Source organism: Kineococcus siccus, from assembly GCF_009906795.1.
GTDB classification, from domain to species: domain Bacteria; phylum Actinomycetota; class Actinomycetes; order Actinomycetales; family Kineococcaceae; genus Kineococcus; species Kineococcus siccus.
In genome coordinates this window covers 1-23,592 of record NZ_JAAALN010000040.1, presented here as the reverse complement: position 1 = coordinate 23,592, position 23,592 = coordinate 1, and the positions used below count along the sequence as shown (strand labels likewise).

The 23,592-nt window shown below is 73.6% G+C and carries 22 protein-coding genes; 8 read left to right on the top strand and 14 right to left on the bottom strand.

Annotated features, from left to right (window positions below; genetic code table 11):
- Positions 1 to 25: 25 nt before the first annotated feature.
- The 5 genes from GTR02_RS07120 to GTR02_RS24255 form a co-directional block, all read right to left on the bottom strand.
- On the bottom strand, positions 26 to 907 hold the full coding sequence (locus GTR02_RS07120) for an ABC transporter permease (protein WP_338073638.1): 882 nt from the start codon (positions 905 to 907) through the stop codon (positions 26 to 28).
- 23 nt (positions 908 to 930) lie between these two features.
- Positions 931 to 2,973, bottom strand: a complete 2,043-nt coding sequence (locus tag GTR02_RS07115; protein ID WP_166606785.1) for a glycosyltransferase — start codon at positions 2,971 to 2,973, stop codon at positions 931 to 933.
- Positions 2,970 to 4,157, bottom strand: coding sequence for a UDP-galactopyranose mutase (gene glf / locus GTR02_RS07110; RefSeq protein ID WP_166606784.1), 1,188 nt, complete (start codon positions 4,155 to 4,157; stop codon positions 2,970 to 2,972). The genes GTR02_RS07115 and glf overlap by 4 nt, the downstream gene beginning before the upstream one ends.
- A 70-nt stretch (positions 4,158 to 4,227) precedes the next feature.
- Positions 4,228 to 5,436 (bottom strand): acyltransferase family protein, encoded by a 1,209-nt coding sequence (locus GTR02_RS07105; RefSeq protein ID WP_166606783.1) that lies wholly within the window; start codon positions 5,434 to 5,436, stop codon positions 4,228 to 4,230.
- Positions 5,433 to 7,382, bottom strand: a complete 1,950-nt coding sequence (locus tag GTR02_RS24255; RefSeq protein ID WP_166606782.1) for a glycosyltransferase — start codon at positions 7,380 to 7,382, stop codon at positions 5,433 to 5,435. Before GTR02_RS24255 ends, GTR02_RS07105 begins: the two co-directional genes overlap by 4 nt.
- 189 nt (positions 7,383 to 7,571) lie before the next feature.
- Here GTR02_RS24255 and GTR02_RS07095 point away from each other — a divergent pair, with 189 nt between their 5' ends.
- The 4 genes from GTR02_RS07095 to GTR02_RS07080 all read left to right on the top strand — a co-directional run bounded on the left by GTR02_RS07095 (position 7,572) and on the right by GTR02_RS07080 (position 11,406).
- Positions 7,572 to 8,720 carry a zinc-dependent alcohol dehydrogenase gene (locus GTR02_RS07095; protein WP_166606781.1) on the top strand — a complete coding sequence of 383 codons (1,149 nt, stop codon included), beginning with the start codon at positions 7,572 to 7,574 and terminating at the stop codon, positions 8,718 to 8,720.
- A 10-nt stretch (positions 8,721 to 8,730) separates the two neighbouring features.
- A complete protein-coding gene (locus tag GTR02_RS07090) occupies positions 8,731 to 9,309 on the top strand; it encodes a hypothetical protein (protein WP_166606780.1) in 579 nt (192 codons plus the stop codon).
- Between the two features lie 682 nt (positions 9,310 to 9,991).
- Positions 9,992 to 10,963, top strand: coding sequence for a phosphotransferase (locus GTR02_RS07085; protein WP_166606779.1), 972 nt, complete (start codon positions 9,992 to 9,994; stop codon positions 10,961 to 10,963).
- Positions 10,964 to 11,226: 263 nt separating this feature from the next.
- Positions 11,227 to 11,406, top strand: coding sequence for a hypothetical protein (locus tag GTR02_RS07080; protein ID WP_166606778.1), 180 nt, complete (start codon positions 11,227 to 11,229; stop codon positions 11,404 to 11,406).
- A gap of 324 nt (positions 11,407 to 11,730) precedes the next feature.
- Here the strand turns inward: GTR02_RS07080 and GTR02_RS07075 are convergent, their stop codons facing one another.
- The gene (locus GTR02_RS07075; protein ID WP_166606777.1) at positions 11,731 to 12,267 is read right to left on the bottom strand and encodes a GNAT family N-acetyltransferase; all 537 of its coding nucleotides are present in this window, start codon (positions 12,265 to 12,267) and stop codon (positions 11,731 to 11,733) included.
- A gap of 35 nt (positions 12,268 to 12,302) precedes the next feature.
- On the opposite strand from GTR02_RS07075, the gene GTR02_RS23715 reads away from it, so the two are divergent.
- The gene (locus tag GTR02_RS23715; protein WP_276610700.1) at positions 12,303 to 12,434 is read left to right on the top strand and encodes a hypothetical protein; all 132 of its coding nucleotides are present in this window, start codon (positions 12,303 to 12,305) and stop codon (positions 12,432 to 12,434) included.
- Positions 12,435 to 12,843: 409 nt separating this feature from the next.
- Here GTR02_RS23715 and GTR02_RS07070 read toward each other — a convergent pair whose 3' ends face one another.
- Positions 12,844 to 13,470: a hypothetical protein gene (locus tag GTR02_RS07070; protein WP_166606776.1), complete on the bottom strand. Its 627-nt coding sequence runs from the start codon at positions 13,468 to 13,470 to the stop codon at positions 12,844 to 12,846.
- Positions 13,471 to 13,658: 188 nt separating this feature from the next.
- Complete coding sequence (locus tag GTR02_RS07065) at positions 13,659 to 14,885, bottom strand: GNAT family N-acetyltransferase (RefSeq protein ID WP_166606775.1); 1,227 nt, start codon at positions 14,883 to 14,885, stop codon at positions 13,659 to 13,661.
- Between the two features lie 494 nt (positions 14,886 to 15,379).
- Between GTR02_RS07065 and GTR02_RS07060 the strand changes: the two genes are divergently transcribed.
- Entirely contained in the window at positions 15,380 to 15,628 is a 249-nt protein-coding gene (locus GTR02_RS07060; protein WP_166606774.1) for a type II toxin-antitoxin system Phd/YefM family antitoxin, read from the top strand.
- Entirely contained in the window at positions 15,625 to 15,999 is a 375-nt protein-coding gene (locus tag GTR02_RS07055) for a PIN domain-containing protein (protein ID WP_166606773.1), read from the top strand. Before GTR02_RS07060 ends, GTR02_RS07055 begins: the two co-directional genes overlap by 4 nt.
- 63 nt (positions 16,000 to 16,062) lie before the next feature.
- Here GTR02_RS07055 and GTR02_RS07050 read toward each other — a convergent pair whose 3' ends face one another.
- On the bottom strand, positions 16,063 to 16,239 hold the full coding sequence (locus GTR02_RS07050; RefSeq protein ID WP_166606772.1) for a hypothetical protein: 177 nt from the start codon (positions 16,237 to 16,239) through the stop codon (positions 16,063 to 16,065).
- A 236-nt stretch (positions 16,240 to 16,475) separates the two neighbouring features.
- On the opposite strand from GTR02_RS07050, the gene GTR02_RS07045 reads away from it, so the two are divergent.
- Positions 16,476 to 16,883, top strand: coding sequence for an HIT domain-containing protein (locus tag GTR02_RS07045; RefSeq protein WP_205708793.1), 408 nt, complete (start codon positions 16,476 to 16,478; stop codon positions 16,881 to 16,883).
- A 73-nt stretch (positions 16,884 to 16,956) separates the two neighbouring features.
- Here the strand turns inward: GTR02_RS07045 and GTR02_RS07040 are convergent, their stop codons facing one another.
- The 5 genes from GTR02_RS07040 to GTR02_RS07020 all read right to left on the bottom strand — a co-directional run bounded on the left by GTR02_RS07040 (position 16,957) and on the right by GTR02_RS07020 (position 23,542).
- The gene (locus tag GTR02_RS07040; RefSeq protein ID WP_205708792.1) at positions 16,957 to 17,205 is read right to left on the bottom strand and encodes a hypothetical protein; all 249 of its coding nucleotides are present in this window, start codon (positions 17,203 to 17,205) and stop codon (positions 16,957 to 16,959) included.
- Between the two features lie 183 nt (positions 17,206 to 17,388).
- Positions 17,389 to 18,861, bottom strand: a complete 1,473-nt coding sequence (locus tag GTR02_RS07035; RefSeq protein WP_166606770.1) for a DUF222 domain-containing protein — start codon at positions 18,859 to 18,861, stop codon at positions 17,389 to 17,391.
- Positions 18,862 to 18,957: 96 nt separating this feature from the next.
- A complete protein-coding gene (locus GTR02_RS07030; protein ID WP_166606769.1) occupies positions 18,958 to 21,030 on the bottom strand; it encodes a DUF6541 family protein in 2,073 nt (690 codons plus the stop codon).
- Positions 21,027 to 22,352, bottom strand: a complete 1,326-nt coding sequence (locus GTR02_RS07025; protein ID WP_166606786.1) for a nucleotide sugar dehydrogenase — start codon at positions 22,350 to 22,352, stop codon at positions 21,027 to 21,029. Before GTR02_RS07025 ends, GTR02_RS07030 begins: the two co-directional genes overlap by 4 nt.
- Positions 22,353 to 22,372: 20 nt before the next feature.
- A complete protein-coding gene (locus tag GTR02_RS07020) occupies positions 22,373 to 23,542 on the bottom strand; it encodes a glycosyltransferase (RefSeq protein WP_166606768.1) in 1,170 nt (389 codons plus the stop codon).
- Positions 23,543 to 23,592 lie beyond the last annotated feature (50 nt).

Sequence of the window (23,592 nt, the reverse complement as noted above, 5' to 3'; positions counted from 1 at the left end):
GCGTTGGGGGGCGTCGTCACGGTCATCACAGCTCCTGCGCGAAACGGCCCTCGATGCGCCGGAACACGGCCTGACCGGCCGCCAGCAGCACGAGCGCGATGAGCAGACCCGTGACGCCCGACCACAGCAGGTGCGGCGGCAGGGTCGGGACGACCTCGGCGGTGCGCACGGCGGAGGTCGGGAACCAGAAGGCCCAGTGGAACAGCTCGACCGCGGCCGTCACGGGGTTCAGCTGGTACAGCGTCATGAACCACGAGTCGCGGCCGCCGACCGCGTCGGCCACGCGCTGCCAGTCGTACAGGACGGGTGAGGTCCACGTGACGATCATCAGCAGCAGGTCGACGATGTTCTCGAAGTCGCGGTAGAGCACGTTGATCGCGCCGAACAGCAGCCCCAGACCGACCGCGAGCACCCCGACGATGAGGAAGCCGAGGGCGGCGCCGGCGAGCTGCTGCAGCGAGGGCCGCCAGCCCGAGACCAGCGACGCGAGCAGCAGGATGATCAGCTGCGGCAGGAAGTGGATCGCCGCGACCCACGCCGAGCTCACGGCGAACAGCTCGCGCGGCAGGAAGATCTTCTTGATCAGCGGGGCGTTGCCGACCACCGAGCGGGTCGCGTTGCCGAAGGCCTCGGAGTAGAAGTTGATGACGACGATGCCCGAGAACAGGTACACCGCGAAGTTCGGGACGCTGTCGTTGAGCTTGAGGAAGTAGCCCATCGCGAAGTAGAAGACGGCGAACTGCACGCCGGGCTTCACGTAGGACCACAGCAGGCCCATGACGGAGCCGCGGTAGCGGACCCGCATCTCCTTGCGCACGAGCAGCTTCAGCAGGTAGCGGTCGCGCACCACGTCCAGCAGGCCCCGCCCGTGCCCGGGGGCGACGAGCGGAGCCTGCTGGGGGCTCACGGCGGCAGGGGCCGACACGGTCGTCAGGACTCCCCGTGCCCGCGGTCGGGGACGGGCGCGCCGTGCCGGGGCTCACCGGGGCCGGGCTCGGCCGCGAGGTCGACGCCGAAGGTGTCCGCCCACGCCTGCATCGACGTGATGTGCGGCAGCGCCGCCTTGTACTGCCGGCGCAGCTCGGGCCAGCGCACCAGGGCGCGGCGGTGCAGGTCGGTCGCCTCGGTCAGCAGCCGGCGGAACCGCTCCGGGTCGCGGCGGTACCAGACCGCCCCCTTGCCGTCGGCCATCGAGACGACGGCGCTGTCGTACAGCGACAGCTCCCACCACTTGCCGTCGGTGGCGGCCAGCGCGACGTCGGGACGCTGGACGGCCTCCTCGCGCGCGGGGCGCAGCTGGCGCAGCACGGTCTGCGCCGCCCACGGCAGCAGCATGGCGCGCTTGGGCGCGCGCGGCTCCTTGCCCTTGTGCGGCGGCTTGCCGCGGTTCGGGCTCGGGTAGGCGTCCGGCGCCGCGGCGACCTGCGCGTCGGGGAAGTCCGCGCGCATCGCCCGCACGGCCGGCAGCGTGCTGGCCAGCGTGCGGTGCAGGTGCTCCGGGCCCTCGAGCAGGTCCGACAGCGCGCGGTTGCGCAGCGCCTGGGCGTAGTACTGCATGGAGATCAGGTGCTTGACGTCGGTGTAGGAGCTCTCGCGGAAGAGCCGGCCGCCGCGGTCGTACGGCGAGTACAGCAGGGCCACCAGGAAGCGGTTGCGCTCGTGGTAGTAGGCCTGCCAGTCGATCGTGTCGTCCTTGTCGTTCCAGGACACGTGCCACACGCAGGCCCCGGGCAGCGACACCGTCGGGAAGCCTGCGTCGAGCGCGCGCAGCCCGTACTCGGCGTCGTCCCACTTGATGAACGCGGGCAGCGCCAGGCCGATCTGCTCGATCACCTCGACGGGGATCAGGCACATCCACCAGCCGTTGTAGTCCACGTCGACGCGCTTGTGCATGAACGGCGTCTGCCGCAGGTTCGACGCCGCGAGGTTGTGCCCGTGCGTCATGCCGCGGGCGGGGCCCCAGAAGAACCGGTACAGGTTCACGGCCTCGCCCATGGTGTGCAGCGTGGCGCGGTCGTACATGTCGAACATGTGCCCGCCGACCAGGGTCGGCGTGCTGCACGCGTCGCCGAACTGCACGGCGCGCACGATGCCCTCGGGCTCGATGTTGACGTCGTCGTCCAGCAGCAGCACGTAGCGGCTGGTGCGGCCGCGGACGGCCTCGAACATGCCGCGCGCGAAGCCGCCGGACCCGCCGAGGTTGGGCTGCTCGATGATCTCCAGGCGCGCGCCGAGCCGGGCCGCGACCTCGTCGAAGCCGGCCTGGTCGCGCACGCGCTTGGTGCCCTGGTCGGTGATGACGATCTTGTCCACGACGTCGGTGACGGTCGCGTCGGCGGCGAGCGCCTGCAGCGTCGCGACGCAGTAGTCGGGCCGGTCGAACGTCGTGATGCCGATGGTCGCGGTCCCCGCCGCGCGGTCCGCGACGGGCGCGCTCCACGAGGCCTCGAGGAGCGTGAGCGGCGACGAGCCGCCGGACATGTCGAACCAGTACCAGCCGCCGTCGGCGAACGGGGCCAGCGTCAGCTCCTCCGACAGCACCGCGGTGCCGTCCACGCGCCACGACGTGACCCGCTGCCGCAGGCCGCGGGCGTTGGACTTGTACATCGTCACGGTGCCGCTGCCCGAGAACGTCCCCGCGAAGCGGACGACGTCGGCGCGCGTCCACCGCCGCCAGTAGCTGGCCGGGAAGGCGTTGAAGTAGGTGCCGAGCGAGTAGCGCTTGCCGGCGGGGACGCTCAGCGTGCGGCGGCCCGCCGCCGCCTCGGTGTCCTGCTCGCCGAGGCCCTGGCTGACGAACTCGAGGCCCTCGGACTCCGACTGCATGCCCTCGGAGTGGGAGAAGTCCACGTACAGCGGCAGGACGTCGAGGTCGCCGCCGACCGGGAACACGACGCGGTGCACCTCGCGCCACGACTCGTCGTCGGGCAGCAGGCCCGCGACCTCCACGCCCGTCGCGTAGTCCGTGCTCATGCGTCCACCCCACCGCTCGTCAGCGCCGCCCCGTCGCGGAAGTGCGGGGTCAGCGTGTTGTCGACCATGGTCAGCGCGGAGCCGATGGCCATGTGCATGTCCAGGTACTTGTACGTCCCGAGCCGGCCGCCGAACAGGACGCCCTTCTCGTTCTTCGCCAGGTCGCGGTACGTCAGCAGCCGGGCGCGGTCCTCGGCGGTGTTCACGGGGTAGTACGGCTCGTCGGAGACCTCGGCGAAGCGCGAGTACTCCCGCATGATCACCGTCTTGTCGCGGGGGTAGTCGCGCTCGGGGTGGAAGTGCCGGAACTCGTGGATGCGCGTGTAGGGCACGTCCTCGTCGGCGTAGTTCATGACCGGCGTCCCCTGGAAGTCGCCCGTGGGCAGGACCTCCTGCTCGAAGTCGAGCGTGCGCCAGGACAGCTTGCCCTCGGAGTCGCCGAAGTAGGTGTCCACCGGGCCCGTGTAGATGACCGGCACGTTGCCCACGACGTTGCCCTTCGAGACCTCCTGGGCGGTGTCGAAGAAGTCCGTGCCCAGGCGCACCTCGATGTTCGGGTGGTCCGCGAGGCGCTCGATCCACGCGGTGTAGCCCTGCGCGGGCAGGCCCTCGTGGGTGTCGTTGAAGTAGCGGTTGTCGTAGGTGTAGCGCACCGGCAGGCGGGTCACGACCGCGCCCGGGAGCTCCCGCGGGTCGGTCTGCCACTGCTTGGCGGTGTAGCCCTTGAAGAAGGCCTCGTAGAGCGGGCGGCCGATCAGCGAGATCGCCTTGTCCTCGAAGTTGCTCGCCGAGGCCGTGTCGACCTCGGTCGCCTGCTCGGCGACGAGGGCGCGGGCCTGCTCGGGGCTCAGCGCCTTGCGGAAGTACTGGTTGATCGTCCCGAGGTTGACCGGCATCGGGAAGACCTCGCCGCGGTAGTTCGTGTACACGCGGTGCGAGTAGCCCGTGAAGCTCGTGAAGCGGTTGACGTGCTGCCAGACGCGCTCGTTCGACGTGTGGAAGAGGTGCGCGCCGTAGCGGTGCACCTCGATCCCCGTCTCCGGCTCGGCCTCCGAGTAGGCGTTGCCGCCGATGTGGTCGCGCCGGTCGATGACCAGGACCTTCAGGCCCAGGTCCTCCGCGCACTGCCGGGCGACGGTCAGGCCGAAGAAGCCGGATCCGACGACGACGAGATCGATGTTCACCGCTGCATCACCGCTGCTGTGGTCCTCTCCATGGTGCGGCCAGGGTAGCCGCTGGGGCTGCGTGCCCGGGTCAGGCGCGGTCGGGCGGCGCGCTCACGGCGCGCTCGCGGCGCTGCCCGACGCGCCGCAGCCGGCGCCGGGCGGGCTCCTCGACGAAGCGCCAGAGCAGGTAGCCGAGGACGATCGCGACCACCGGCAGGTTGGGCACGAGGAAGGCCGTCCAGGGCCCGCCGGGGGCGATGTTCGGCACGGTCTTCTGGAACGTCCAGAAGACCTCGTAGACCGGCACGTGCACCAGGTAGACGCTGTAGGAGATGCGCCCGCCGAGCACGACGCCGGGTCGCGACAGCCACCGCGAGGGGCCCGCGTCGGTGAGCGCGAGCGCCCCCACGAGCAGCGGGAAGAGCAGCGAGACGACGACGAAGCGGTCGTAGGGCCGGTCCGCGGCCCACACCACGACGAGCACGGACTCCGCGACCACGGCCCACGCGACCCACGGCGCCCACCGCCGGGCGCGGTCGGAGTCGCGCAGCCGTCGCACGGCCAGGCACGTCAGGGCCCCCGCGCCGAAGCCGGTGCCGATGCGCTGGACCCAGCTGTAGTCCCAGTACACGGCGCCCGTGCGGTAGCTGACGAGCGCCGCGGGCAGCATGAGGGCCACGGCGCCCAGGCCCAGCAGCCACCAGGGCAGCCGGCGCAGGCGGAACAGGACGAGCGCGAGCACCGGGAAGGCGACGTAGGCCGCCCACTCCGCCGACACCGACCACGTCGCGCCCACGAAGGACGCGCCGTCGAAGTCGGGGCGCGACCACAGCTGCACGAGCAGCAGCTGCTCGACCCAGCTCCGCCAGCCCAGGCTCGGCTGGGTCTCCTGGTAGGCGAGGAAGCCGCCCTCGCCGACGACGCTGCGCCGCCAGAGCAGCCAGCACCCGAAGGCCACGACGACCACGGCGTACGCGGGCCAGACGCGGCAGATGCGGGCCCACCAGAAGCGCCACCAGGCGCGCAGGCGCGGCCGCGGGCCCATCGAGTCGACGTACGTCAGCGTGATGACGAAGCCCGAGAGGACGTAGAAGAGGTCCACGCCGAGGTGGCCGGAGTCCAGGACGGGCCGCAGGAAGGCCTTGAGGCCGTCGTACTCGGGGCCGGGCGTGAACTTCCAGTGGAAGAGCAGCACCCAGACCGCCGCGACGATGCGCAGGCCCGTGATCGCCCGGACCTCCCCGCGCGCGGGCGTCCCGGCGCCGGTGGCCGGGACCGAGGCGACGACGGCGGTCACGCGGGTCCTCCGGTTCCTGGGGTGCCGCGGCCCGTGAGGAGCGCGCGGTAGGCCACGCGCCGCACCCGGGTCGGCACGAAGCGGTAGCCACCGCGCACGACGACGTTGCGGGCGGCCTGCAGCGGTGTCGTGAAGCCCTCGCGGCGCAGGTGCGCCTGCAGCCGCAGCTCCGAGGCGAAGAGCCGGGCGCCGCCGCGCCGCGCGTAGGCGCCACCGTCCGCCGCGTCACCGACGCGGTAGAGGACCAGCGGGTCGGCGAGGTTGGCGACCCGGGCGCCGTCGGCGATCATCCGGGCGAACAGCCAGTAGTCCTCCATGAGCGGCAGGTGGCGGTACCCGCCGGCCGCGGCCACCGCGGAGCGGCGGTAGACGACCGTCGGGTGGTTGAACGGGTCGGAGAAGCGGGCCGAGCGCGCGATGCGGGCGGGGTCCGTGGGCGGCGTGCGGCGCCCGACCAGGTGGTGCTCGTCGGCGCCCATCTCCAGCAGTCCCGACCCGACGAGGTCCGCGCCCGCGGCGACGACGGGCAGCTGCCGGGCGAAGCGCGGCGGCAGGCTGATGTCGTCGGCGTCCATCCGGGCGACCACGTCGTGCGCGCACGCCGCGAGCCCCGCCTCGAGCGCGCGCGCCAGGCCCACGTTGCGGGGCAGGGCGAGGACCCGGACGGTCACGCCGCCGGAGCCGTCGCGCACCGCCTCGTCCAGCACGCGCTGCAGCGCCGCCGGCACGGGCCCGTCCCGCACGACGAGCACCTCGTCGGGGTGCAGCTCCTGCTCGGCCGTGACGCTGGCCAGCGCGCGCCGCAGCTGCGCCGGGTCGTCGGCCTCCCACACGGGCAGCAGCACCGAGAAGGGCGGCAGCGGCCCGGTGGGGACCGCGTCCGCCGCCTGCGGCCCGGTGGCGGCCGGGGTGCCGGTCGCGCGGCCCGCGGCCGTCTCGACGGCGAGCACGTCGAGGGACACCTCGCCGAGGCCCGCGAGGACCTCGGCGGTGGGGCGCGGCCCGGCGCGCAGGCCCTGCGCGAGCCCGGACGCGAGGCCCCGGAGCAGGACGTCGCGCCGCGGGGAGCGGGCGAGCGTCCGGGCCCAGCGCAGCACGGTCGCCCCGCCGTAGCGCAGCGCGTCGGCGGGCCCGAGCGTCCGGCACCGCGTGAACAGCCAGACCTTGTTGCGGACCTCGAGGACGAAGCGCTCCCCCGGGTCGGCGTCGGTGCCCCCGAAGACGCGCGTGCGGTGCTCGACCTCGGCGTCCTGGCCCGCCTCCCCCACCGCGAGCCCGCGGCGGTGGCGCAGCAGGCGCGTCGTGAACTCGAAGTCGTCGTTCCACAGGAAGAACGCCGCGACGGGCAGGCCGTCGGCGCGGACGGCCGCGGCGTCGACGAGGACCGCCACGAACGACGCCGAGCGCACGGGCGTGCCGCCCGCCGTGAGGGCGTCGCGCAGCTCGGCGACCGAGGCGCCCGGCCGCACGCGCGGCGTGTTCATGGGGTGCGCGCGGCCGTCGGTCCAGACGACGCGGCTCGCGACCACGGCCGGCGCGGGCCCGGGGTAGCCCGCGCGCGCCGCGAGCGCCGCCGCCAGGGCCCCGGGGCGGGGGACGGTGTCGTCGTCCATCAGCCACACGAGGTCCGCGCGGTGGCGGTGCACGGCGCGGGCCAGGCCGGCCGCGAAGCCGCCCGCTCCCCCGGTGTTGCGGGGCAGCACGACGAGGTCCAGCGGCAGGTCGTGCGCGCCGGTCCAGCCGCGGACGGCGTCGGCCGTGCCGTCGGTGGAGGCGTTGTCGAGCACGACGACCGCGTCGGGGCGGCGGGTCTGCGCCGCGAGGGCGTCCAGGCCGGCCAGCAGCAGCGCGCGGCGCTGGTGCGCGACGACGACGGCCACGACGACGGGCGCGGCGGGCGGGCCGCCCGCGGACGGCGTCGCGGGGGCGTCGGACTGGCGGTGCACGGGAGCACCCTGCCAGGCCGCGGCGGCGCGGGACGACCACCGGCCCCGTGTCCGCGAGCCCCCGTCGCCACCTCCCGTCCGCGGCCGTCGGCTGGCGCGGGGCCGGAGGCCCTTGCACACTGTGCGCGAGGGTCGAGCCGACGGCCCGTCGGTCGACGTCGGCCTGCGGGCCGCGGCGGGAGGCGGCACGTGCGCGCCATGGTGTACCGCGGTCCTTACCGGATCCGCGTCGAGGACAAGGACCTCCCCCGGATCGAGCACCCGAACGACGCGATCGTCCGGGTGACCCTCGCGGCGATCTGCGGGTCGGACCTGCACCTGTACCACGGGCTGATGCCGGACACCCGGGTCGGGACGACCTTCGGGCACGAGTTCATCGGCGTCGTCGAGAGCGTCGGCAGCTCGGTGCGGTCGCTGAAGCCCGGCGACCGCGTCATGGTCCCGTTCAACATCTCCTGCGGGTCCTGCTTCTACTGCGCGCGCGGGATGCTCGCCAACTGCCACAACGTCAACCCGAACGCGACGGCCGTGGGCGGCATCTACGGGTACTCCCACACCACGGGCGGCTACGACGGCGGCCAGGCCGAGTACGTCCGGGTGCCGTTCGCCGACGTCGGGCCGACCCTCGTCCCGGACTGGATGCACGACGAGGACGCGGTCCTGCTGACCGACGCCACGGCCACCGGGTACTTCGGCGCGCAGCTGGGGGACGTCCGGGAGGGCGACGTCGTCGTGGTCTTCGGCGCCGGGCCCGTGGGTCTGGTCGCCGCGCGGTCGGCGTGGCTCCTGGGGGCCGGCCGGGTCATCGTCGTCGACCACCTCGACTACCGCCTGGAGAAGGCGCGGGAGTTCGCCCAGGCCGAGACGGTGAACTTCGCCGAGCACGACGACGTCGTCGTGCACCTCAAGCGGATCACCGACCACCTCGGGGCGGACGTGGCGATCGACTGCGTGGGCGCCGAGGCCGACGGGAGCTTCCTGCAGCACGTGGCCGGCGCGAAGCTGAAGCTGCAGGGCGGCTCCCCGATCGCGCTGAACTGGGCGATCGACGCGGTCCGCAAGGGCGCCACGATCTCGGTCATGGGCGCCTACGGCCCCGTGCCGAACGCCGTGAAGTTCGGGGACGCGATGAACAAGGGCCTCACGCTGCGCATGAACCAGTGCCCCGTGAAGCGGCAGTGGCCGCGGTTGTTCGAGCACGTCCGCAACGGCCACCTGCGCCCGCGCGACCTGGTCACCCACCGGATCCCGCTGGAGGACGTCGCCGAGGGGTACCACCTGTTCTCGTCGAAGCTCGACGGGTGCATCAAACCGCTGATCGTCCCCACCGCCGCCTGAGGAGCCCGTCATGGCGTACTGGCCGCAGAAGCCGCCGCTGCCGGAGACCCCCGAGCAGCTGCGCGCCCGCATCCCCGGGTGGGGCGTCGACCTCGACCCGCGCGACCGCCCGGCGGTCCCGCAGGAGGTGTTCGACCCGGAGGGCTACGGCGCGCACTGGGAGTTCCCCGAGCGCCAGCCGGAGCGGTACGGGCCGCGCGAGCGTTCGATCGAACACGCCTTCCTCACGCCCGTCTTCGGCACCTCCGCTCCGCTGCACGGGGTCTCGGGACGGATCCGCCGCTTCGCCTACGACCGCTTCAGCGAGGGCCGCAACGAGCACTGGCTGCTGCTCATCGCCGCCGACCGCGTCGACACGTTCGAGAACCTCCTCGCCGCCGCCGTCCGGGGCCGCCCCGACGACCCGGTCACCGAGACGGGCGTCCGCGCGGAACTCACCCACCACGGGGTCCGCTCGCGCCGGGGCCGCGTCGACGTCCGGCACCAGTGGCTCGACCCGCTCGTCGTGGCCGGGCCGTGGGCCGCCGCCGGGGCGGGGATCGCCGCCGGGGCCGTGGCCGTGCTCCGACGCGCGACCCGGACTCGGTAGACGGCGCCCGCACGGCCGCGTCCAGAGGAGCGACGGTCTCCGGGCTGCTGCGGCGGACGCCCCGCGATCGGAGGTCCCGGCTGTCCGGACGCCCTCGGTACCGCCAAGGGGTGGTCCGTGGAGACGGGGTCGACGGAGGTGACCGTGCGACGGCGCTCCGCGGCACCACCGAGACGAGCGTCGCGTCGGCCGGGCTCACGCCTCGTTTCGATCCTCGTGCAGGCCGCTGGTGGCTCGATCACCGAAGGGCGGTCCGACGATCCGCTCGTAGCGGACGGGACGAGCCTGTGCGGCGGCGTCGCGGAAGAGCTGAGCGTCGAGCTCGTGGCTCCCGGTGATGCCCTGTTCGGGCCACTGACAGGTGATGCGGAGGCGGCCGCTGGTGGGGAGGGTCGGAGGCGTTGAGCGTCGGGGTGCTCGTCCTCGGTGAGCGTGTCGGTGCCGTCGAGCTGCTGCCCGTCGGGGAGGTCGATCGTCAGCGTCAGACGTCCGTCGCCGATCGGGTCGGAGAAGTCGCCACCGGCGACCGGGTCCTCCACGTGACACGAAACCACCATAGGACAGGATCGCCAGCCACCCCGGGCGCCGCACGACCGCGTCTCGTCGGGTCCGCCCTTGCCACCGATCAACGTCGACCGGTAGGCAGTGGCCAGTGGATCAGGAACTGCTGGACCGTAGGACCGTGGAACGCCTGTGCACCGCCGCCCTGCGCCGGCCGGTGCAGGTCGGGAGCGTGCAGCGCCTTCGTGGTGGCACGAGGAAGGGCGTCTTCCGCGTCACCACGACCACCGGGACCTCGGTCGTGCTCTACGTCTGGCACCAGGACGAGGACCGGTGGAGCACCTCGACGGACCCGGCCGCGGACGTCGAGCCGTTCACGCCGGCGAACGGCATGACCTCGTTGACCGGCGCCTGCGAGCACCTGACGGCCATCGACGTGCGTGTTCCCACAGTGCTGCACGCCGAGTACCGCGGCACGGACCTGCTCGCGGACTGCGCCGTCGTCGACGACGTCACCGGCCGCTCCCTGGAGACGATGCTCACCGACGACGCAGTCTCGGCGGCCCTGGTCCTGGCCGAGCTCAAGGGCTTCCTGCTCCGCATGGCCACCACCACGAGCAACCGCTACGGCAAGGTGGCCGGCGGGCGTGGTGTCGAGCCAGTCGCTGGCGCCGACACCCTCCCGTTCCACGCGGTGGTGCTGCAGCGGGCACTACGCCACCTGGCGGCCGCCGCCGACCGCGAGCCGCGCTTGGCCGCAGTAGCCGAGCGAGTCGAGGCGACCCTGCACCATCGCGCCGCGGCCGTGCAGCCTCGTGAGGGGGCCACTTACAGCCTGACCCACGGTGAGCTCGGCCCGGACCACGTCCTCATCGACGCCACCGGTCGGCCGGTGCTCATCGACCTGGAGGGCGTGATGTGGGCCGACGTGGAGTGGGAGCACGCGTTCCTGGAGATGCGGTTCCACGAGCACTACGAGGCGCTGCGCATCCCCGGTCTGGACGAGGAGCGGCTGCAGCTGTACCGGTTGGCGCTGCACCTGTCGCTGGTCGAGGGCCCGCTGCGACTCATCGACACCGGCTTCCCCGGCGCCGACGTCATGGCCGGTATCGCTGAGCACCACCTCGGCCGGGTCCTCTCGACGACCTCCTGAGCTCCTGCGTGGTGATGAGCGCGGCCTCGCGGTCATCGACAGGCCCGCGACGTCGTCGTCCAGGTCGTCCGCATGACCCGCGCGCAAGTCCGGGAGCTGGCCCGCCGTCACTTGAGCGGTGCCAAGCTGCGTCCATGGACATCGTTGTTCAACGCTGGAGAGACGGCGTCGGTGTCGTGCTGGCGGCTCTGCTGCTCTCGGCCTGCGGCGACGTACCACCGGACCCGCGGGAGCAAGCCGTTGCGACCTGTCAGCAGATGGCGGTGACCCAGTACGACGTGCAGGACGCGGGCGAGGATGTCGAGGTCAGTGAGCTGCCCGTCGCGGACGGGGAGGGTTTCACGGTGCTCGGGACGTCTGCGGACGTCGAGTGGAAGTGCACCTGGACCTCGACGCGAACGGACCGGTCGAGCACGACGGAGAGCACCATCGACCGGCGCTGACGCCCGCGACAGCTGACGCGCGATCACAGCTACGTGCAGGGCCCCACCCTGCTCGTGCTGGCGGTGTCGGCCTGCTCGCCGTGAGCCCGTACGCGGCGTTCGGCTGGTACGACACCCGACGACGGCCCGATGCCCGTCGAGGCCTTGCGAGGCCTTGCGAGGCCTGGCAGTGATGACCACTCAGCGATCTCAGGGCGCACAGCTGGCCGCTCTGGGTCTGGTCGTGGTGGCCGGGTCGGTCGGGTACGCCCTGGGCCGCCGGCGTCGCTGAGCGCAGGACAGCTACGCGGATCGCAACATGACCGAGGGTTCTGCTCGGCCTGGTCAGTCGGCCCGCGGGCGGCTGATGCCGAACAGTTCGCAGGTCATGTCGTAGTACCGATCGGTGCGGCCTCGGTGGTCCATGCCGAGCCTTCGGCACAGGGCCTGCGAGGGGGCGTTGTCGGGATGAGTGACGGCAAGCACCTCGCTGAGCCCGCCGGCGAAGGCGTAGCCCATGCCGAGGGTCGCGGCCTCGAGGGCGTAGCCCTGTCCCCAGGCGTCGGGGTGGAAGTACCAGCCGATCTCCGTCTCGCCGGTGGGCTGTAGCGGTGGCGTGCCGGACCCGGAGATGGCGACGAGCAGCAAGGTCCCGAGCAGGTACCCGTCGCGGTGCTCGACGGCCCAGACGCGGTGCAGGTGGTCCTGACGGGAGTGCCAGCGGGCGATGAGGTCGCTGGCCTCACCGAGGTCCTGGAGGACGCGGGGGGTGGCGCCGATGTAGCGCTGAACCTCCCAGCGAGAGCACATGTCGAGGACGAAGGGGGCGTCGCCAGCGGTCCACTGCCGCAGCCGCAGGCGTTCGGACTCCAGTGTCTGCACCGGCTGATCTTGGCAGTGGAGAAGCGAGGAGGAGGGTGCAGAGTCTGCTCATGGCTTCCTGCGACCCGATGCCGCAGCTGCTCATCCGCCGCTGCACGGCGGATGACTGCGCGGCCACGTGGCAGGTCATCCACGACGCGATCCACGGCACCGCCAGCCGCGACTAGGTCGGCAACCTTGCAGCTCTCGAGAAGACCGTGAGAACGACGGGCGCGGGCGGCGACCTGACCGTGAACGACGCGAACAGGACGAGAACGGCCGCACGGTCGACATCATGAGGGGCGTGAGCAGCAGCCCTGACGATGACTCGACCGAACAGGTCACACCCCTGCGCCGACTCGCCCGGTACCTCGGTCTCGCCTACGCCCCTGGCGGCGAGCCTCGTCGCCGCGGCCCATCGCGGTACTGGGCCGGTGCCGTCGTCTCGCGTCGGCTGGACGAAGACCTGGACGATCTACGCCGTCGTGTGGAGGAGCTGGAACGCCGGCGGGACAGCTGAGGGTCGCGCAGCGCGGAATGACCGTGCGTCTTGCGCCGCGGCACGACCTCGTGTCCGTCGAGGTCCTGCGGAACAGGTCAAGGGGTGGGCCACACCGGCTGGGCGCGGGTAGCGGCGTCGAGGAAGGGTTGGGCCTGCAGTTCGTGGACGGTGGTCTCGATGCCCCGGTCCATCCACTGGCAGACCAGCTTCAGCTGCCCCGCCGGCGGCAGCGGCCACAGCCAGTAGTCCCGGTCGACCGAGCGGCGACCGCCGCCTCCGCCACCGCCGTTGAGGACGGGGCGGTCGGGCTGCCACAGGGGGTCGTCCGCGCCCTGGTGGTCTTGGTTGGGCTGCTCGTCCCACACCGGTGGGTCGACGTTGGTGGCCCTGCGTCCGTCGGCCAGCTCGAAGCCCCACTTCAACCGCCCCGCCTGCCAGTCAGGCCCCATGCCGTGGGCGTAGGGCCCGTCGAAGACCTCCGCGTTCAGGTCGTGGCCCCGCGCCCGCCCGCGCAGGCGCACACCCAGGGTCATGGCGAGCCCGGTCGGGAAGGCGCGGACACCGGTCAGCAGGACCACCGCGCTCTCGGTGCGGCCAAGTACCAGCTCGAGGGGCACCACGCCGGGGACGACGTCGTCGGGCGCGTTCGACCAGACCGGCTGCGGCGGATCCTCGTGCTCTTCGTCATCGAAGGGCGAGGGCGGATCAGGGAAGAAGTCCACGGGTAGTCCTCCTGCGCGTGTCGGTGCGGAAGCGCAGCATGCCACTCGCTCGCCGACACGAGCGGACGTCGCCGGCCCCCGTCATCGCGCAAGCGGCGCGGGGTGACCGCGACGTCGCACGCGGCGCGGGATGAACGTGCGCCCGCGCACTGTGACGTGCACGGCGAGTCGACTGGTGCTGCAACGGCTCAGAAGATGTGGTGGGACCAGGGGGCCCGTTCGGTCGCGAACAGCGCCTCGGCCTGTTCCACGGCCGCCTCGCCCCGCGCCCGGACACGCCCGGCCCGGACGAGGTCGCGGGGTGGCACGCCGCCCAGGTAGAGCGAGGCGAGGTCGCTGACGTCCAGGGTGAGGTCCGGCTCGCGCGGCGTGGCGGTGCACTCCGCCCTTCCACCGTCCACGGTCAACAGGTACCGCGAGCTCTCGCTGAGGAACGCGTCTTCGACCTGCAGGACCAGTTCTCCGCTGCCCGCCCAGGAGCGGGCTTCGAGCGCCCCGGCGACGTCGAGGATGCGCACCCACAGCCAGGCCTCGTCCCCGCTGGAGGCGACGGCGTCGTAGTCGAGGAGCTGCCACCGCAAGGGGTGGTCGGTCGGCGCGTCCTGGAAGACGACTTCTCGGACCAGGTCGTGTCCGATGACGAAGCGGTCGAGGGCTTCCCGTACCGCGTCGTCGGTGGTGATGGTCTCGTCGATGTGCAGGACCCCGTCGTCCAGGCGGTAGCTCACGTAACCATCGGGTCGTCCCTCACCATTGCGGTGCAACCCGATCCACCGCGGCTCCCGGGACACCGGTGGGTGCCCCGCGCCCCGGACCCACCACCGGTGCGGTCGGTCCAACGCCCCGGGTCGGTCGAGCCTGTACTGCTCGTAGACCTCCTCCAGCGACGAGACGCACTCCTCGCGGCGCAGGACCTCGACCGACCCCCCACCGTCCTCCTGGGACGAGGCCCCGAGCGGTCGATCGTCGAAGGCGGCTCGCGCCCGGGACACCGACATCCGGCGGCTGAACGTGGCCGGTCCGTACCCGAACCGGCGGTAGATGGTCGCCTCCATCGCCAGCAGGACGGCGACGTGCTCCCCGCGGGCGCGGACGTCCGTGAGCTGGCGACGCATCAAGGCGGTCGCGATGCCACGTCGCCGGTGCGAGGGCACGACCCCGACGTTCGTGACCCCGGTGGTCGGGATCCGAGCGCCGCCAGGCAGGGTCAACTCGAAGGAGTACCCCGCGGTCGTCCCCACGGGCCGGCCGTCCTCGGTGACGGCGAGCAGGTTGCGGTCCATCTCCAGGACGGACCAGAAGACCCCGCTGCCGTCCTCGTCGGGTTGCTCGGGGAATCTCGCGAAGGCGGCGTGCAGGGTCGTCACGAAGACGTCGAGATCGGCCGGGGTGGTGGCGCGGACGGTGACGGGCACAACGCGCACGTTAGTGATCTTCTCGTCTCGCCGTCACCTGCACATCCCGCGTGGAGGCAGGTGGCGAGGATGGAAGCGCAGACGTTGACGTTGCTGGGCGCAGGGGTCGCAGTCGCTGAGGAACTTGCCGGTCTCGCCCACACGGGGCTAGGACGCCGCGGCCGTCGTCGCCAACGGCGACGATGAGGCGGGGGGTGCGGGCGCCGGCGGCGCGGGCGGTGGCTAGCCACCAGCTCAGCGCAGGGACCGCCGGTGAAGTGGAAGAGGTACAGCCCGACGTGGATGCGTCCTGCTCGTCGAGAACGGCGGGGATGGGGTGTCGCGATGGGCGAGCTGCTTCGGCGAGCCGCGAAGCCCATCAAGACGGGGCGGACATCGGCAGGGCCGCGAGGTCGGCGACCTCCTGGTCGGCGGGATGACGGTGACGTCGCAGCAACTGTCGAGCGCCGCCTCCCGTCATGGACTTAGTCCGACTTAGTCCCTACTCTGGGGTCATGTCGCGGACGGTGAACGTGCACGAGGCCAAGACGCACCTGTCCCGCCTGCTCGAAGCGGTCGAGCGCGGCGAGGACGTGGTGATCGCCCGCGCCGGCAAGCCCGTGGCCCGCCTGGTGCCCGCCCGCTCGCGCGGAGCGCGTCGTCCCGGGGCGTGGAAGGGGCGAGTGGTCATCGCCGCCGACTTCGATCACACGTCCGAGGACCTGGTGGCCGCCTTCCACGACGACCTCGAGCCGCACCTGTGACGACCCTCCTCCTGGACACCCACGTCCTGCTGTGGTGGCTCAGCGACGACGAACGCCTGCCTGAGCGCATGCGTGCCGCCGTGGCCGACGATGAGAACGAGGTGTTCGTCTCCGCCGCCTCGGCGTGGGAGATGTCGATCAAGGCTGCGCTGGGCAAGCTGACTGCCCCGGGCGGGCTGCGTGAAGAGATGGAGCAGCAAGGCTTCACCGAGTTGCCCATCAGCGTGGACGACGCTCTGGCCGCCGGCGCCCTGCCGCGCCACCACGACGACCCCTTCGACCGCATGCTCATCGCGCAGGCCACCCGGCGCGGGCTGCAACTGCTCACCGTCGATCGACGTTTCAGCGACTACGACGTCCGGCTCCTGTAACTCGTCGTGAACTTCCACGACAGCGACATGAGGCGCGCGTTCGACGAGGTCCACGCGGCTTGGTTAGAGCCAGCCGTTCGTTCCGCGCCCCCGGTCGATCTGGCGGCTGATGTCCTGAGCGATGCGCGCCTTCTCCGGGTCCGCGGAGTGGCTTGATCGGTCGAGTCGACGTCGAGTGCCCCAGCCGATGAGCACCCCCACCAGGACGGCGAGGAGTGCCCCCAGCAGTGCCACAGTCATGACTCTCCCCCGGTATCCGTGATCAAAATTGGAAGGTACGCCCCTTGGCTGGGAGTCGTGGTCGGTCATCGACATGATCGCGAGGTCGTCGGCCGGTCGTGACCGCGCGGCCAGCGGCATGAGACTGCTGGCGGGAAGAGTCTGCGCAGTGAGCGCGCGTCCTACTCCGCGACTTGGACCGACGAGGACTGTCAGACTTCGCTCGGCCACCCGCCATCTCAACGAGGAGTGCCCGGGTGACGACGTCGCCCTTCCTGCAAGTCCCACCGACGCAGTGGGTGGCCTCTAACGACCTCGCCTTCGCGCTGCGCGACGCCCACCCCGTCAATCCTGGCCACACTTTGGTCGTCCCTCGGCGTCTGGTGCCTACGTGGTTCGAGGCCACCCCATCCGAGCAGGCAGCCATCCTGGCCCTGCTCGAGGAGGTCAAAAGTGGTCTGGACCGCTACTACGCCCCCGAGGGGTACAACATCGGCATCAACGTGGGCGCCGCCGCGGGACAGACCGTGTTCCACCTACATGTGCACCTCATCCCTCGCCACGTCGGCGACGTCGACGACCCGCGCGGCGGTGTCCGGCACGTCATCCCCACCCGAGGGCACTACCCCGTCGGCGACGCGAGCACCGTCCCCGGTCAAGCCTGAGTGTCCACACGCGGCAGCGGCATGGGTGCGCTTGTGCTGCGCGATCAGCGGGATGACCGCGACGTCTTGAGAGTCAGAGAAGTCCGCGCACGAGAGCCCCTGCGCCCACGACGAAGCAGAAGATCGTGACCATGGTCATCCGTGTCCCGGTCGAGAGTGCTACGGGGACCTGACCGAAGTACTCGCCGCGGGAGAAACGCTCCTTGGCCTCATCCTCCTGGGCCTTCGTCTTGCGTACGACCGTGGTCCTCTTCCAGACCAGCACGACCCCGGCCAGTAGCAGTGCTACGCCAAAGAGGATGGAAGGCCAGTCAGGATCCATGACGGCGATCATGCCGCCGGGTCTCGGCTCCGCCAGCTCAGCCGTCGTTCTTCACTCACACGGCCGCATAGGCCCACCGTTCTGACGAGCCCCCAGGCCGCCGTCGTGATCCTGCGGACATCGCCATGACCGGATGTTCGGCGCACCACCTCCCAGGACGGTCGGACACCCCTGAGGAGCCTGTCACCCGGGTGGGTCGGCGCCGGGACCTTCGTCGCCCCCGGTGCGCAGGCGTGCGCCGAGTTCCCGCGCGGCGCGGCGGTCGGCGGGGTAGCTGTTGTGCACCCAGGGTTGCGGGGCGGCGTGGCCGGGCCAGCGGGGGTCGCGGTGGATCCAGCGGGCCTCGACGGTGCGGTCTGGGCGGAGCCGGACCTCCAGGTGGTGCGCGTGCCAGGCTCGGTGGTGACCGGGGCACAGCAGCACCATCGTGTCGAGGTCGGTCCGCCCACCGTCCTCCCAGGCCGGGGCGTGGTGCGCCTCGCACGCCCACGGGGCGACGGCGCACCCGGGGGCGACGCACCCGCCGTCGCGGACTGCGAGCGCCCGCCGCTGGGACGCCGTGGCGAGCCGGGTGGCGCGGCCCAGGTCCAGGACCGCTCCCCCGGCACCGGTCAGGACCTTCTGCAGCAGCGCACCGCAGACGAGGTAGCCGAGGGTGGCGGTGGCGACGGGTCCGTGGCCCTCCACGACGGCGCCGGTCTGTGCGGCGCGCTGCTCCGTCGCCGCGGCCACGTCCGCCGCGGTGGCGACGACCGACACCCGGGCCGCCTCGGCCACCGCCGGCCCACCCGCCGCGGCGCCGCGCTGGGTGAGGCTGAGGAGCGCGTCGTGGTCCCGTTGCCGCTTCGAGCGCAGGTCGCGCACGAGCTCACCGTCCGGCCGCACGTGCGCCGGCAGCGGGGCCGCCTCCGCGGCGAGCGCCTGCCGCAGGACGACCGTGGCGGTCTCGTCCAGGTCCACGGTCATCCGGACCACCCCGCCCACGGGCGGGCCGAAGACGAGTCCGCGCCGGGCGAAGGCGTCCGGGTCGTGGAAGGCCCGGTCCTCGTGCTGCGGGTCGACGGTGAGGACCAGTTCCCGGGCGAGGTGAGCGGCGACCTGGGGGCAGTGGCGCCGGGCGTCGCGGGTGACGTGGGCATCCAGGAGTTCCGCGTTGCGCTGCTCCACGACCTCACCGGTGTCGGTGTTCGTCAGCGTCGTGGTGCCGCGGCGGATCGTGGTGGGGATCCTCGACAGGCAGCGCACCGCGACGTCCAGGTGGGCCCGCGAGGCGTCGCCGGCCGCGAGGGCGTCGCCCAGGTGCTGCAGCGCACCACGGTCACCGTCGGCCCCGCCGATCGCCCCGTCCCAGACCACCGAGGGGTCGGTGATCCGCGCCGCGTCGACGTCCCGGCCGGCCTGGGCCCGCGACAGCGTGTTCGGGGCGCAGGCGAGGAACCGGACGGTCTCCGACGGCGTGGACCCCACGTCGCCGAGGACGCGCAGCAGGTGCAGGTATGCCGCGTCGGCCTGGTGGCGAACTCGCAGGAACGCCGTCACGGCGTCCCGCGCCGAACTCGGCGAGAAGGTCGCGGCCGGGCACTGGAGGACCTCGCGCAGCGCCGCCTGCAGCGCCGCGAGCTGCGGCTGCAGGGGCGGCGCGTCGGTCCAGGTCACGCCTGCAGTCTACTCGAACAGACGTTCGACGACAAGAGAACTCGTTGTGCTGCAACGGTTCCACCACCCACCGCGACCGGCAGGCCGCCGGCCGACTCAGAGCGCGAGGGCAGCCTCGTCGACGGAGTAGACCGTGACCGTGCCGCTGCGGAACTCCGCCCGGACGCCCGGCAGGCCGTCGAGGCCCTGCAGTCCGGGCGGTACCTGGTAGGCGTCGGAACCGAAGAACTGCGCGACCTCGCCGCGGATCGGCAGGTACGGCGCGTCCGCGTCGACGACGACCCAGCGCACGTCCTCCTCGCGCGCGAGCGCCCGCACGGCCGGATCGGTCGGGAAGTCGCGGAAGCGCGCGAGCAGGGTGCGCACGCCCGGCAGGCCCCCCGTGCCGACGACGGTCGCGCTGAGGATCGGCACCTCGTACAGCACGTAGTCGTAGGTGGAGCCGTCGTTGCCCGAGTTCAGCACGCGCTCCCCCGGCCGCACGCGGTCGGCCAGCCAGCGCCCGGCGGCGAGGTCGTCGTCGTCGACGCGCTGGTACTGCGGCTCGGCGTAGCGCTCCCGCAGCGCCCGCACCTCGGTGGGCCCGCTCTGCACGACGGTTCCGGTCCCGACGCCCACCGCGAGGACGCCGCCGACGACCGGCACCCAGTGCGCGCGCCGGCGCGACAGCAGTTCCGCCACGCGCACGACGGCGACGCCCGCGAGCAGCCACGCCCAGCCGGAGCCGTGGCCCGCGACGCGGAAGTAGGAGTTGTAGGCGGTGTCCCAGATCGTCGTCAGGCCCGGGCCGGACGCACCCACGAGGAAGGCGACCGCGACGGCGGTCCAGAGGAGCCACGCGACGAGCACGCCGCCCGCGCGGCGCCCGGCCAGCAGCGCCCCGACGACGACGGCCGCCGCGAGCCACCACTGGTGCTGGCGCAGGTCGGGGTCGACGGCCCCCTGCAGCGGGAGCGAGAGCACGCGCCAGAGGGCGGAGCCGAGGTCGGTGGCCGGGATGTCGCGCGCGAACCGCGTCGAGGCCCCGCTGCCCGCGGTCGCGGCCGAGCCCAGCATGGGCGCCAGCACGACCGCCGCGATCGCCGACGCCCCCGCCACGACGACGGCCCAGCGCCACGGCAGCGGCCACCGCCACCGCAGCAGGGCCTCGCCCAGCAGCCAGCCACCCACGCCGCCCGCGACGGTGACCGCGGCCGTGGGGTGCACGGTGACGCCGCCGATGCAGCCGAGCGCGACGGGCAGGACGCGGGGCAGCAGGGCCCGCAGGCCCGGGGCCGCGCCGTCGGGCTCCGCCCCGCGCCCAGGCCCCACCGCCTCGCGCGGGGGCAGCAGCAGGGCGATGAGGCCCGGACCCAGCGCGATCGCGGTCGCGTTCGGCAGCGCCCCGGAGTCGTGGTGCATGGCCTGCAGCGGCTGGTAGGCCAGCACGGAGACCAGCGCCGCGGCCGCCCCGGCGAGGCGGCCGTGCCGGGCCAGCGCCCGGTCACCCAGGGCGAACAGGCCCAGCGGCTGCACGAGCGCGAGCACGAGCACGCTCGTGGCGTTGAAGCCGCTCACGGCGCTGGCCCCCCAGGGCCCGCCCGACTGCGCGACCAGGGCCGCCCACTGGTGCAGGCCGCTCGGGTAGTAGCGCGCGCCCGCCCCCGTCACGGGGTCCAGCGCGAGCGCCTGCCACGGCGCCGCGTCGCCCGTGAACAGCAGCCGGGCCGTGACCATGGTGTGCGTGACGACGTCGTACTCCTGCGACGGCGTGCCCAGCGTCCCGATCCCCCGCCGCGTCAGCTCCAGCGCGTAGGCCGCGGCCGCGACGAGCAGGACGACGACGACCACGCGCTCCGCGCCGCGCAGGCCCCCCTCCGGAACCGGGCCCCCGGGGCCGGCCAGGAGCCGGCGCACGCCCGCGGTGAGGAGCACGACCACCACCGCGACCGTCGCCGCGGACCACCACGCGTACGGCAGGCCGACGAGGGCGGTGCCGGCCGCGGCCAGCGTGAGCACGCCGATCGACGCCGGCGGCGCGGCCCCGAGCAGCAGCGGGACGCGGCGCACCCCGGCCGCCCGCAGCGCGAGCGCGCCGGGCAGCAGGACCCACAGGGCCGCGACGAGGAGCGTCGCAGCGTCGGTCGGCGGCGTCCCCGCCTCGACCCAGCGGCTCGCGCCGTCGGTCACGGAGCGTCCGCGGCGGCGGGGGTCCCGCGGCCGAGCACCACCCGGCGGACGCCGTCCCAGCCCTCGGGGCGCGTGGTCCCGCGCCCGTCGACGAGCGCCAGCAGGCCCGGCAGGTCCGCCGCCGACAGCTCCGCGTAGTCGCGGTGGTCGGCCTGCACGACCGCCGCGTCGGCGGGCTCGCCCAGGTGGTGCGGCGTGAGGCCGCGCTCGCGCAGCTCGTCGTCGGAGAACAGCGGGTCGTGGACGACGGGGACCGCGCCGCGCGCCGCGAGGGTGGCGGTGAGGGGGAACACCCCGCTGAACGCCGTCTCGCGCACCCCGCCGCGGTAGGCGGCACCGAGCACGACGACGCGCAGCCCCGCGAGGTCGCGGCCGAGGGCGGCCAGCTCGGCGGCCAGGAGGTCGACGGTCGCGGCGGGCATCCGCTCGTTGGCGGCGCGGGCCGTGCGCACGACGTCGGCCGCGGGGTCGGAGTGCAGGTACAGCCGGGGGTAGACGGGGATGCAGTGACCGCCCACCGCGACGCCCGGCCGGTGCAGGTGGCTGTACGGCTGGGAGTTGCAGGCCTGCGCGACGGCCGTGAAGTCGATCCCCCGGCCCTGCGCGAACAGCGCGAACTGGTTGGCCAGCGCGATGTTCACGTCCCGGTAGGTGGTCTCGGCGAGCTTGGCGAGCTCCGCGGCCTCGGCGCTGCCGAGGTCCCACACGCCGTTGGCGCGCGGCAGGTCCGGGCGCGCGTCGAAGCGCAGGACGGCGTCGTAGAACTCCGCGGCCCGCCGGGCGCTGGGGCCGTCGACGCCACCGACGATCTTGGGGTAGCGGCGCAGGTCGGCGAACACGCGCCCGGTGAGGACCCGCTCGGGCGAGAAGGCGACGAGGAGCTCGTCAGCGGGCGCCAGCGCGCTGTGCTCGCGCAGCAGCGGCAGCAGCCGCTCGCGCGTGGTGCCGACGGGCAGGGTCGTCTCGTAGACCACGAGCGTGCCGGGGCGCAGGCCGCGGGCCACGTCGCGGGTGGCGGCGTCCAGCGCGCTGAACTCCGGCCGCGCCTCCTCGTCGACGACGAGCGGCACGACGACGACCACGACGTCGCTGACCGCGACGGCCGCGGCGGTGTCGGTGGTCGCGGTGAGGGACCCCGCGGCCACGACGTCCGCGAGGCGCTCGGCCAGGTGCGCCTCCTCCGCCCACGGTGCGGTGCCCGCGGCGACGGTCGCGACGAGGCGGGCGTCGACGTCCGCCCCGACGACCGCGGCGCCGTTGACCGCGTACTCCACGGCGAGCGGCAGACCGATCTTCCCCAGACCCACGACGGTGACGCGCACGACGGGCAGCCTCCCACTGCTCACGGCGTGCTCCCGGCCCCGCCCCGCGCCCCGGCCACCCCGAGGACGGCGGCGGCCGCGCGGTCGGCGACCCCGGTGAGCGAGGCGTCCGCCCGGGTCCACGCCGCGAGCCGGCGCCGCTCGGCGGGTGCGGGCGCGGCGGCGAGCGCCTGCGCCATCGCGCCCGCCACCGCCTCGGCCGTGTGCTCGACCGCCCAGCCGAGGCCGTGGCGCCGCACGAGACCCGCGCAGGGCCCGGGGCCGGCGTAGACGACGGGCGCCCCGCACGCCGTGGCCGCGAAGACCTTGGTCACGAGGGCGAACTCGTAGCCGCCCCCGGGCCGCAGCGAGGCCAGGCCCGCGCGGGCCCGGCGGAAGGCCGCGGCGACCTCGGCGGCCGGGACGGGACCGGGGAACGTGACGCGGCCGGGGACCAGGGCGTCGGCCCGCGCCCGCATGGCCTCGCGGTCGACACCGCCGCCGAACATCACCAGCCGCGCCCGCGGGTGCGCCGCCGCCACGCGCGCGAAGGCCTCGACGAACAGGCCCGCGCCGTGCACCTCGGACATCGTGCCCGCGTAGACGAGCAGCTCCTCCTGCTGCGGCGCAACGGGTTCACTGGAGAAGGCGTCGACGTCGACGCCGGAGCCGACCACCTCCAGGCGGTCGTCGCGCACGCCGAAGCCGCGCACCACGTCCGCGACGGGGTCGGACACCGTCAGCACGCGCGCGGCCCGGCGCAGCACGAGACCCTCCACGGCGCGCAGCACGCGCACCACGACCGGCGACACCCCGCTGCCCGCCGCCGCGACCGACAGCAGGTCCGCCGCGTAGTAGACGTACGGGACCCGGCGCAGCGCGCACACGGCCGCGGCCACCGCACCGGTCGTGGGCGGGGGCTCGACGACGACGACGTCGGGCCGCCGCGCGAGCGCGAGCCGCAGCAGCAGCGGGACGTCGTAGCTGGCGTACGGCAGGTACCCGCGGACCGCGCCGCTCGCGTCGCGCAGCACGGGCCAGCGGCGCACGCGCACCCCGGCGTCCGCCGTCCCGCCCTGCGGCGCGCGGCTCGTGAGCACGTCGACGACCGCGCCGCGCCGCGCGAGCGCCCGTCCCAGCGCGCCCAGCCGGTAGGCCGCCGCCGCCGGTTCGGGGGCGTAGATCCGGGAGGCGATCACGACGCGCGGCACGCCGCCGACCGTACCGGCGCCCGCGCGGCGCGGTCGTCGACGTGCTCACG

Coding starts and splice junctions, on each gene's coding strand:
- GTR02_RS07090 (WP_166606780.1), top strand. CDS start 8,731: ATGGCGTACTGGCCGCAGAAGCCGCCGCTGCCGGAGACCCCCGAGCAG.
- GTR02_RS07115 (WP_166606785.1), bottom strand. CDS start 2,973: ATGAGCACGGACTACGCGACGGGCGTGGAGGTCGCGGGCCTGCTGCCC.
- GTR02_RS07040 (WP_205708792.1), bottom strand. CDS start 17,205: ATGGATCCTGACTGGCCTTCCATCCTCTTTGGCGTAGCACTGCTACTG.
- GTR02_RS07060 (WP_166606774.1), top strand. CDS start 15,380: ATGTCGCGGACGGTGAACGTGCACGAGGCCAAGACGCACCTGTCCCGC.
- GTR02_RS07050 (WP_166606772.1), bottom strand. CDS start 16,239: ATGACTGTGGCACTGCTGGGGGCACTCCTCGCCGTCCTGGTGGGGGTG.